Origin of the sequence: Amycolatopsis sp. CA-230715, assembly GCF_018736145.1 — a bacterium.
Classification (GTDB): Bacteria; Actinomycetota; Actinomycetes; order Mycobacteriales; family Pseudonocardiaceae; genus Amycolatopsis.
In genome coordinates this window covers 6,504,079-6,513,640 of sequence record NZ_CP059997.1, presented here as the reverse complement: position 1 = coordinate 6,513,640, position 9,562 = coordinate 6,504,079, and the positions used below count along the sequence as shown (strand labels likewise).

8 protein-coding genes are annotated in these 9,562 nt (G+C 67.7%); all 8 read right to left on the bottom strand.

Translation table 11 applies throughout. The features are described 5' to 3' along the window. Positions 1–46: 46 nt before the first annotated feature. Complete coding sequence (locus HUW46_RS31220; protein WP_215542350.1) at positions 47–400, bottom strand: hypothetical protein; 354 nt, start codon at positions 398–400, stop codon at positions 47–49. Next, positions 393–788: a YbaB/EbfC family nucleoid-associated protein gene (locus HUW46_RS31215; RefSeq protein ID WP_215542349.1), complete on the bottom strand. Its 396-nt coding sequence runs from the start codon at positions 786–788 to the stop codon at positions 393–395. Before HUW46_RS31215 ends, HUW46_RS31220 begins: the two co-directional genes overlap by 8 nt. Then, a complete protein-coding gene (locus HUW46_RS31210; protein WP_215542348.1) occupies positions 788–3,544 on the bottom strand; it encodes a hypothetical protein in 2,757 nt (918 codons plus the stop codon). The genes HUW46_RS31215 and HUW46_RS31210 overlap by 1 nt, the downstream gene beginning before the upstream one ends. An 11-nt stretch (positions 3,545–3,555) precedes the next feature. Further along, positions 3,556–6,072: a hypothetical protein gene (locus tag HUW46_RS31205; protein ID WP_215542347.1), complete on the bottom strand. Its 2,517-nt coding sequence runs from the start codon at positions 6,070–6,072 to the stop codon at positions 3,556–3,558. Positions 6,073–6,155: 83 nt separating this feature from the next. After that, the gene (locus HUW46_RS31200; RefSeq protein WP_215542346.1) at positions 6,156–6,446 is read right to left on the bottom strand and encodes a hypothetical protein; all 291 of its coding nucleotides are present in this window, start codon (positions 6,444–6,446) and stop codon (positions 6,156–6,158) included. 27 nt (positions 6,447–6,473) lie between these two features. Continuing rightward, positions 6,474–6,764, bottom strand: a complete 291-nt coding sequence (locus tag HUW46_RS31195) for a hypothetical protein (RefSeq protein ID WP_215542345.1) — start codon at positions 6,762–6,764, stop codon at positions 6,474–6,476. Positions 6,765–6,773: 9 nt separating this feature from the next. Then, positions 6,774–8,135: a type VII secretion protein EccB gene (gene eccB, locus HUW46_RS31190; RefSeq protein WP_215542344.1), complete on the bottom strand. Its 1,362-nt coding sequence runs from the start codon at positions 8,133–8,135 to the stop codon at positions 6,774–6,776. Positions 8,136–8,179: 44 nt separating this feature from the next. Further along, entirely contained in the window at positions 8,180–9,544 is a 1,365-nt protein-coding gene (eccD, locus tag HUW46_RS31185; RefSeq protein WP_215542343.1) for a type VII secretion integral membrane protein EccD, read from the bottom strand. Positions 9,545–9,562 lie beyond the last annotated feature (18 nt).

The window sequence follows — 9,562 nt, the reverse complement described above, 5'->3', positions numbered from 1 at the left end:
GATCCGCTTCCCATCACGCCACTAAGAAACCCGGCCAGCGGTCCTCTTAGGACGACTCCTTGTTCGCGTCGGAGTTCGATTCCGACAGTTTCTTCGTGACGCCCTTCGTCTGCGTGCCCACGTCGCCGATCGCACCGTCCAGCTGGTCCAGAAAATCCATCGCGTGGGCCTGGCCGGGAACGACCACCTTGTTCCAGATCTCGGCGAAGTCGCCGCCGTTCGAACCGCGGTAGGCACCGGCGTGACTCGTGTAGCTCCCGAACACGTTCCCGTACTCCGCGACCGCGCCCCTGAAGTCCGCCATCAGCGCGCGCGCCTCGTCGGCGACCCCGGCGATGTTGGACACACCGCCTTCGAGTACCGGAATATCCGCGGCCGTGCGATTTTCCTTCTTACTCATTGAACGACCTCCACATCTTGTCGATATCGGGGAACAGGGCGTCGATGTCCGGCTTCTCCGAGAGCAGCTCGGAGACGTTCACGCCCTCCGGCGCCAGTGCCGACGCCAGCTCCGTGACGATGCCGCGCGACTTCTCCTGCGCCCCGGTCACCACCTCGACGACGATGGCGCTCAGCTCGGCAGGGGAAAGATCCCGCCAGCGATCACCGCGGAACTCCAGCTCGACCAGTTTTCCCTGGCCGTCCACGGTCGCTTTCAGCATCTTGTTCTTCGACACGACGGTCTCCCGCACGGCGTGCATGTCGTCGACCGCGCCGGAGACCTTTTCGCGCTGCTCCTTCAACTCCGCGAGCAACTTCGAAACCTCTTCTTCGTAGGGCGAATCCATCAGGCACTCCCTTCAGCGCGTGTCTCACCGGCGTTGTTCGCCTCACCGGGCGCCTTCACCTGCTCCACGGATTCGGCGGCATCGACCGGATTCGCCGCGGCTTCCGGAGCAGTGGAGCCGGTCGTCTCGGCGGCCGTCTCGGTCCGCTTGTCCGCCTTGTCGCGCTTCCCCTTGCCACTGCTCGGCTTCGACGGGGTGTGGACGTGCGTCGGCAACGGAGCATCGTCGGTGACGCGAGGTCCGCCGTCGGGACGGCCGATGACACCGCTGCCCAGATCGACGTCGGCGCCCCAGACCTCTTCGTCCTCCGACAGCCAGGTCTGGCGTTCGCGCTCGCGGCCACCACCACCGCCGCCACCCATACCGCCCATGCCACCCATGCCGCCGCCCATGCCACCCATCGGGGGCATCATGGGCATGCCGCCAGGAGGGGCTCCTTGGCCGTTTCCACCGCCGCCACCGCCCGAACCACCGGGACCGCCACCGAGCTGCCCTGACCAGTCCGACCAGCCCTCGCCCGCGAACCCGGAACCGCCACCGGGACCGGTTCCCGCGCCACCACCGCCGGCGCCACCGGGACCTCCGCCGTGCGCACCACCGCCGCCACCGCCCGGCGGGTTGAACTGCACATCGCCCCCGACATCGCCAGGACCGTGCCCACCGCCGCCCGGCGGCGGGATCTTCAGGTCTCCGCCGCCGGGGTGGTTCCCGTCCCCGCCACCGGGGTTGTCACCGCCGATCTCCTTGTTGATCCGGTCCCAGACGTCGTCCGGCGACCAGCCGTCGTCGCCATTGGGGTTCTTGTGCTCGCCGGGCGGCCTGTCGCCGGGGAGGTGGTCCTTGTCCCCGCCGTGCCCGTCGTCCCCACCGGGATCGTTCCCGTTGATCTCGTTGTTGATCCGGTCCCAGGGGTTGTTCTCCTTGCCGATCTTGTCCCACGGGTTGTCCGGCGACCACCCGTCACCGCCGTCGCCACCGTCGGGATCCTTGTTGTCCCCGAGCGAACGCCGGTTCACGTCGGGACCGTTGCCGCCGGGATTACCGCCGGGGTTGCCGCCGAACGGGCCGATCGGCGGTGGTGGGCCGTCTCCCCCTTGCCCGTTCGGGTCCTTCACGAACGGGTCGTCGGGATCGCTCCCGTCGGGATCCGGGATGTTCCGGTTCACGCGATCGTCGGGACCACCGTCACCGCCGACCGGGGGCGGCTTGTTGTCGCCGCCGTCACCGCCGGGAGGATTGAACGGCGGGGGCTTCTGGTCGCCACCGTCACCACCCACCGGGGGCGGCTTGTGGTCACCACCACCGCCATCGTCACCGCCGAGCGGGGGCGGCTTGTGGTCACCGCCGTCACCGCCGGGAGGATTGAACGGCGGCGGCTTCTTGTCGTGGTGATCACCACCGCCCTCGTCACCGCCTGGCGGGTTGAACGGGGGTGGCTTGCGATCACCACCGTCACCACCACCAGGGCCGCCACCGCCGGGCCCGCCGCCAGGTGGCACGTTGCCGATCGTCGGTGGGGTCACCGGTTCCAGCACGTGCAACGGGGCTTCGGCTTTCGCGTAGGCCTTGGCGAGTTTGTCCGCGGCGGCACGCGCTTCCGTGTCCATCGGGTCCAGCACGGTCTTGCGCACGTGATCGCTGATGAAGGTGTTCATCAGGTTCCACACGCCGTTGGACCGGAGGTCTCCGTGGATCGAGGCCCCGCCCGGCAACGCGGGCGGGGTGTCCCACGTCAGGTGCCCATTCGTATCGTCGTAGGAAGTGGCGTCTTCCCCGTATTCCCCGTGGTTCACCCCTCGCTTCGTGAAACCGACGTACTGGTCGTGCCGCCACGACTCGTACGCCCCGAGCACCTCGTTGACGTACTGTTTCAGGCCGTACCACTTCTGGTAAGTATTGGCATAGTCGAGCACGTAGTTGGGGTAGCCCCGGACGATGCCGATTCCACGGATGTAGTGGCGAACGTTTTCCACGTAGGCGGTCACGGCGTCGTGCACCACGGTCTGCAAATTCGCGTGCGCCCTGTTCCAGATGTCCGCCATTGTCCTGCCGAATTCGGACAGGGCGCTCGCCAGGTCGATCATCTTTTCCGCGGGCTTGTGCCGGACCATCTGGCCGTGCAGCTTGGTCACCACGTCGTTGATCTGCCTGACCTGCCCCTGGATGGCGTAGGCGGCACGCCCTTTGAACTCCGAATCGGGGCTGGCTATCTGCTTCAGGTAGGTCGCCGAAGTGGCGGCCGCGTCCTTCAACCATTCCTCGTAGTGGTGGATCATGTTATATGCGGCGATAAAGCGCTGGACGCTGATCTTGTTCACGTTCCCGCGCTGCAGGTCCACCATGAACTCGTTGGTCTTGGACACCGCGCTACCCCAGGAGGTGAGCAGGTCGTCATTGTAGTTGACCTTGAAGAAAACATGATCGAAGGCCGTGTAGGTGATCGCGCCACTACCCGTGCTGTTTTTCGCGTCCCCGCCGGAACTATCATCGTCGGTACTGCCGCCTTGGGCGAACTTCAGCCAGCCGGTATCCGCGTTGGAACCGGTTTCCAGGATGGCGTGCAGATCCTTCCCGATTCCGGCGATCAGGTAGAGAATCTGCTCGTAGTTCAGCGTGCTCGCATCGGCGTTCGTGTCGACAGAGGGATCTTTGACATTGCCGCTTCCGCCGCCGCCGATGTACCCGTCTTTGCCGCCGCTTCCTTCGTTCTTGCCGCCCTTGCTGTCCTTGTTCGGGTCGTCCTTGCTGTCAGCCACGACTACGCCCCCTACGCACCCTTGCCGCCCATCTTGCCGCCACCGGAGTTCAGGTCGGGGAACTCGGTGACGAACTCGTTGAGGCCGTAGTTCGCCAGGTCATCGGTTTTTTCGAACACTTCGGTCGCCCAGGACATCGCGCTGACGAACTTGTCCACCCGGGTGTGCAGCTCGTCGTTCACCTTGACGACCGAGTTGCCGAATCCCGTCGCCCAGGTGTTCAGCTTCGTGGCCGGTTGCCAATCCGACTTCGGCTGCACCTGGAAGTCGGCGCCGAGGATGCCGTCCTCCTTGTTCGTCGTGGCATCGTCGACCAGGCTGATGTTCAAGGTGTTGAAGGCGCTCATCAGCTTGTTCCAGTCGTCCTTGTTGAACCTGAGATGACCGGAACCACCGGGGCCCTTGACGGCAGGCAACGGCTTCGGCTTCTTGTCCTTGCCGTCGCCGTCCTTCTTGTCTCCGTCCTTCTTGTCCCCCGCGCCGTCCTTCTTGTCCCCGTCGCCGTCCTTCTTGCCACCCGTGTCGTCCTTCTTGCCCCCGTCCTTACCGCCGTCCTTGCCCCCGTTTCCCCCGTTTCCGGGAGCGGGAGAAGTGATCGTGTAGCCCTGGCGCTTGGGACCGCCGTCGCCGCCGCCACCGTCCTTGCCCTTGTTCTTGTCGCCGTTCTTGTCCTCGGTGGGCTTGCGGTACGTGACCGTGCTGGTGGCGGGGTCGAGCGGACGCTTCTCACCGCCGCCACCGTCCTTCTCGTCCCCCTTGCCGCCCTTACCGCCGTCCTTGCCGTCGGCGGGCGGGCGGCGCGGAACGTTGACGCTGGCGGGATCGAACGGATGATTCCCCCCGCCGCCACCGTCCTTTTTGTCCCCGTCCCCACCGCCGGGGCGTTCCGACTTGACGTGGGGCTTCTGCGACTTGCCGGGAGGCAGGTTCGGGTCGCCTTCGTGCGGCTTGCCCTGACCACCGCCGTCTTTGCCCGGCGGGTCGTCGTGCTTGCCGAGCAGTTTTCCCTGCTCGTGCCGCGCCGCGATCTTGGTGTCCTGCTCGTCCGGCAACATGCCGTAACGGTGCTGACCGTGAAAGTCCTTCGGCGGAGCGCCCGCGGACGGGTCCGTGTTGAGGACCTTTCCATCCGCTTGGGTGCGCGACAGCCCGCCCGTTTTCGCGTCGGCGCCGTCGAATTCGATCGCGCCGTCTTTTCCGATGTGGATTTTCCCGTTGTCGACGAACGGGGCCTTGTCCGACGGGCCGACCCAGTGGACCTTGCCGTCGGGGCCCACCATCAGGCCGCTCTTGTCGTCCCCGTGACCGCCGTGGTGGCCGTGGCCCTGGTGATCGGAATCGAAGTCCCGCACCGGCTGGTTCTTGTCGCGCGCGTTGTAGACGCTCTGGAGTTCGCCGTCCTTGCCGACGCGCAATTCGTACGGCCCGTTGTCGAGCAGCGGCGCCTTCTTCGGATCGCCGAGCCACTTGAGCTTCCACTGCCCGTGGTCGGCGACCCAGGCCAGGCCGGGCTTGTCCGGGGTGAGCACCTGCGGCGGCTGGTGCACCACCTGGTCCACGCCGCCGTTCGGGTGGTGGGAGTCTCCCGGCGGCGGCTGGTGCGAAACCGGGTGCTGGGTGTCTCCGTTACCGGGATTCTGGTCGTGGTCCGGTCGCTGGGTCTTCACCTCGCCGGGCGGCTTGTCCTTGACCCATTCGACGCGGTTGTGGTCCGGCACGTATTCGAGGTGGTGGCCGTCGTTCGGGTCGGTGTCCGGGAACTTGACCTTCGACCAGTCGACCGGGTGATCCGACGGCATCTGCGGGCCGGGCACCATCCCGGGATCCACGTCCTTGACCCATTCGACCCTGCCGTGCTCGGGTACCCACTGCTGGTGGATCCCGTCGTTCGGATCGGAGTCGGGAATCCGCACCTTCGACCAGTCCACCGGCTGATCCGGCTGCTGGGGGCCGGGACCGAGCCACGGCTCGTGCGGCTGCGGCGCGGGGTGCTCGCCCGGCACCGGGATCTGCTCCGTCGGCGGCGCCTTCGTGATCGGGTCCCGGATCCAGTCGACCTGCTTCGTCACCGGGTTCCACTGGTGGTGCCCGCCCGACCACCCGTCAGGCCCGGGGAAATGCACCTTCGACCAGTCGACCGGATGATCCGACGGCATCTGGGGGCCGTGATTGACCGGCATGGGCGACCCCTGCGGGCGCTGCTCGGCCAGGTGCCGCTGCACCAGGTTGGCCGGATCGTCCTTGACCCACTCGACCTGCTTGTCCTCGGGAACCCATTCCTGGTGGACACCGTCGTCCGGATCCGAGTCGGGGAACCTCGTCCGGAGCGTGTCCACCAGTTCTCCCGGCGGCTGCTGACCGTCCTTCACCGGCGGAAAACCGTCGTGCGACGGGAAGTACGGGTTCTGGTTCGCCTGGAGCGGCGTCCCTTCGCGCGAGGGCACGATCGGGTTCTGGTTCGTGGAATTGCCATCCGTCAATCGCCCGGATCGCTTGGGGCCGCCGTCGGCGGGCGGATTGCCGGTCATGGCGAATGTTCCTTTCTCAGACGTTTCGGAAGAGGGGATGCCTGTGGGCCCGCGGGAACGCGGGCCCACAGGCGGGGGCCGGATCAGCTGTTCATGATCCTGGCGCCCATGTTGTCGCCTTCTTTGAAGATCTCGTGCACGTTGAAGGACTTGGTGACGCTGTCGTTGAAATCGGCCTGCATGCCCTGGTAGAGCTTGGTCCACTCGGTCTGCAGCGGGGCCCACAAGGTGGCGGCCTTTCCGCCGAAACCCTGCGAAATGTTCCTCAGCTTGGCGTTGAGCTCTTCGAGGATCACGCCGGTGGCCACGTGGCACTGCCGGAGCTGCTCGTTGACATCCATGTATCCGTCGTGGTTGACGTCGAAACGCGACACGGGGGTTGCTCCTTCAAATCGTCGTTGTTAGCGAGTTACGCCCTGAGTTTCGTTGTCGATCTGGATGTTGCCCTTGCGCACGCCGTCGAGCTTGGCGTTGAGCTGGTCCAGCCTCGCCACGACCTCTTTGAACTTCATGTTCCACGAATCGAAGCGCTGGGTCAGCATGTTGCCGGACCCCGACGCGTTGACGATGGCGATTTCGGGGGACAGCATGTTCACCTTGCTGTGCACGGTCCGCATTTCGCCGACCGCCGCGTTGGCCGCGTTGACGGCCTGTGCGAGCACCGCTTCATCGGACAGATAACCTTGAGCCACCCGCTTCTCCTATTCTTTCGGCGTACTGTTCATTTTTTCGAGCACTGGGCCGGTCGGCAGCAGTGCCAGCAGCTCGGCCGGAACCAGCCGAGCGCTGTCGGCGGAGAACCCGAGCGCGGTGGCAGCGTCGGCGCTGGCCACCGGGAACTTGGCCCCCGATTCGGTGATGAGGTAGATCCCCGCGCCGGGGACGTTCGGTGCCGGGCGGGTCCGTGCCAGGAAACCCGCACCGGGCACGACTTCGACGCGATCGGCGACCCTGCCGTCGCGCACCACGCCCGCGGCCTGGTTGCTCTGCGCGTTCCCGCGCGGCGGCGGCGCGGTCACCAGCCGCGCCGATTCCCCGTGCCACAGCACGCACGGCACACGGCCGGTCAGGTCGAGCGCGTTCGGCGGCTGCGGCGGCAGTGCCGCCTGCCACACCGGTGCGGGAAGCACGGCCTGCGTCGCGAGTTCCGAAGGCGCGATCCGCAGCGCCTCCTTCTTCGACCACGCCGGGTCGGCGTTGAGCAGCGCGGCCACGGTCGGGGTCACCGGGACGAGGCCGCCGTCCTGCGCCACGAAGGAGTTCCCGCCGACCGCCTCCGGCACGACGACGAGCTGACCGACCACAGTGGACGTTCCGCTGATGGTGGGACCGGCCTTGCCTTCGTCACGCGCCAGCGGTGGCGAGCCGATGTCCGGTCCCGACGGCAACGCGTTGAGCCACGACGAATCCACCGGCACGGCCTGCGACGCGTCCATGCCGAGCGCCCGCGGCACCCACGGCGCGACGATCCGCAACTTCGTTCCCTGCCAAGCGAGATAGAGCTGTCCGTCGCCGGTGACCAGCACGGCCTGGCGGTCGGTCGCTTCGGTCGCACCGGTCGCCGCGCCCACCGTCACCGACAGCTTGAATCCACTTTGGGCGTTCCCCGCGCACACGGTCCACGGGCTGTCGGCCGATCCCGACGGCAGCGCGTCCGGCGCGCCGAGGATCCCGATCGGCGCACCGCGCGGCACGTCGGCGAGTTCGGGCGACTTGACGGTGACGACCGCGGGCGCCTTCCCGGTGATCAGCCGGGCGGATGCCTGGTTCAGCACCGGCCGCAGCAGGCCGTCGACCATCATGTACCGGCTGCCGGAATCCTCCGCCACGATCAGCGCCCCGGGCTGCTTCCAGGCGTTGCGGCCCGCGCCCATCCCGGTGAACAGGTGCAGCACCACGATGATCGCGATGACCAGCAAGCTGATCATGATGCCGACGATGAGCCCGATCCCGGTGCGCCGCAGCGGGCGCTCCGGCCCGTCGGGGTCGGCGCGCAGGACCGCCGAGGCAAGCCTGCCGGTGACGAACGAATACGCGTCCACCTGATCCCGCCTGGTGTACATCACTCACCTCCCAACGTTGGCACGGCTACGGAGCGGGAAACGGTTCAGAACAGGCTGGCGATCCAGCCGTAGACACCGGTGACGGACAACAGGATCGGCAGCACGGCGAGCGCGAAGATCCACTGGAAGATGTCGCCCCACCGGCCCCAGCGCGGGATCAGCTTCTTGCCGGGCAGCGTCTGCGCGGCCGCCATCGCCAGGCCGCACAGCGAAAGCAGCCCCAGCAGCACGCCGAGTCGCCCGACGGTCGGCAGCTCCGCGCTCGCCCCGAGCAGCAGCGTCGTCAGCCCGACGCCTGCGGGCACCAGGGTGGAAACCCGGTGCCAGACTCCGACGACCTCGCGTGCCTGCAGCAGCAACAGGAGGCTGATCAACGCGGTCAGCACGATCGTGTCCCACCGGCCGCCCATGCCCAGCGCGATCAGGCCACCGGCGCACACGGCACCGACCACGGCGAGGATCGCGGTGAAGTGCGCATCGGTCTGCGCGGCGCGGCGCAGGACGTCGTCGCCGGGAAGCGGGTCGAGCCCTTCCTGGAACTCGTCGAGCGTGGTCGGCACCGGCTCGACCGTCAGCTTTCCCAGCCACGCGGCGATGTTCGGGGCGAGCCTGGTCAGTGCGAGCGCGAGCACGACGACGATCCCCGCGGTCGCCACGTCGCCGATCCCGGTGAGCGCGCTCAGCAGGCCGCCCAACGCGGTGAGCACCCCGCCACCGGCCACCGCGAGGAACACCGGCTGCGCGGTTTTCACCGACACCCTCGCCACGGTCGCGGCGATCGCGATCGCCACCCCGGCGCCGAGGATGCCCGAGCCGTCGAGCCAGTCCGGCGGCCCGCCCCCGCCGGGGAACGCGAGCCCGGCCACCGCCGCCGCGAACACGCCGACGCTGGCCAGCGTCACCGCGCGACCGTCGCTTTCGCTTACGTACCAAGACAAACCAGCGGAACCGGCGAGCAGCAGCACGCAGACGACGCCCGCGCCGATCGCCACATCCGTTCCCGTCGCCGCGTAAGTGCAGAGGAAGACGGCCAGCAGCGCGCAGAAGACACCGGCGATGATGCTGGTGCGGCGCGTGAACGCCGGGCGCCAGGTGTCGCGGCGCCCGGACAGGCCGGTGTGCACGCCGTCGACGAGGTCGTCGAAATCGGCCGCGGGCAACTGGTCGTCGCGCGGGCGCAGGAAGAGGTGGTCACCGTCGTACAGCCCGGCCTCGGCGGTGCCGACGTCCTCGTCGAGCGGTTCCTCCCCGAGCCGCTGCAGCACCCAGCCGCCGTGCTCCATGCCCGAGGTGGCCAGGCTGGGATCGAGGTGCCCGAGCACGGTCGGCATGAGATCGGCTATCGCCACGTGCGCGGGAACGGCCAGTTCGACGCGCGAGGACGGACCGGTGATGGTGAGCCGGCACATCTCGCCGGATCCACCACC